A 1025-nucleotide genomic window follows, 5' to 3' on the forward strand; every position below is an offset into this window, starting at 1 on the left:
GCGAACATTTGGTGGCGAGCCCTATTCAACACCGCGAGAACAAAAGCAGGCGTTTGACAAGGCTATCGGCTCGGTTAAGTTGAGGGTGCGATGAAAACTGAGGTCGATGTGTCGTCAGAGAAGAAATCGCTTGATATCGAAATCGGAATCATCTCCGATCTGCGGGTCAAGCACGTTGTGGAAAATGTATTCTGGCGGGAGGGTGATCCATCAGGCATCGCGGCTACAGGCGCCATTGCCGCCGCACTGGGGCTGAGTGGCCCTGCAGCTGGAATGGCGATGATGTCTGCTGAGGAAATGGCTGAGCCAGTTACCAGAGTGGAGTTCCGGCTTGGCGAAACCCAAGTGGAAGGGTTGCTTTGGAATTGGCCATTCAGTGAAGGAGATCGAGTAAAAATCGTTGGAAGCAGGGGCGATAATAAAAAATTCTTTGCTCTGTCAGTGCTGGATGAGGATAAGAGACTGATCGTGTCATACCCCCATATTAGCTCTGGGAGTGGCGCGCACTGGATCGGCGTCTTGAAATACACGCTGATATTCGCATTGCCTAGTGCTGCACTATTTACTCTCTCGATCGGAGTGGCGTCGATTGACGAAGCGCCGTTGGACTGGTTCTTTCTGAAATGGTTGATATACACATTTTCTGGTTGCGTTTTTGTTTCTTGCATAATTGGAGCTGGGATCGGTTCTCGCTTTGCGCGTTATACAAGAATGGCTGACTCAATTTTCAAGTCTCTTGGTTGGGTCAACGGAAAATATATCAATTTAAGACGTATCACGAAGTTGAATAAGAGTGTGGATGACCATCCTGCTTTGGGTGATACGTACTTCAGGTACTGACTTGAGCTGAGTCGTGGTAACCAGGAGTGGTTGTCCGTTATGGCTGCCAAACGCCGTCAGTATGTGTTTTCAGTTTGCCTGCTCCGCAAGCTGGAGACGGCGCAGAAAGAGGCTGCGCCCTCCACCGCCAGTGCCCGCATCCTTCGCGACAGTGGCGTTGATCGCTTCGTCACTACCGCAGGTGC

Annotated in this window: 1 protein-coding gene; it reads left to right on the top strand. The window is 51.0% G+C overall.

Translation table 11 applies throughout. The annotated features are described in order from the left end of the window. Positions 1–90: 90 nt before the first annotated feature. Positions 91–840, top strand: coding sequence for a putative type VI secretion system effector (locus O0J73_RS22415; RefSeq protein WP_308309682.1), 750 nt, complete (start codon positions 91–93; stop codon positions 838–840). Positions 841–1025: the final 185 nt, after the last annotated feature.

Origin of the sequence: Stenotrophomonas sp. Sm6012 (assembly GCF_030985895.1) — a bacterium.
In the GTDB taxonomy this organism is placed as follows: domain Bacteria; phylum Pseudomonadota; class Gammaproteobacteria; order Xanthomonadales; family Xanthomonadaceae; genus Stenotrophomonas; species Stenotrophomonas forensis.

Coding starts and splice junctions, on each gene's coding strand:
- O0J73_RS22415 (WP_308309682.1), top strand. CDS start 91: ATGAAAACTGAGGTCGATGTGTCGTCAGAGAAGAAATCGCTTGATATC.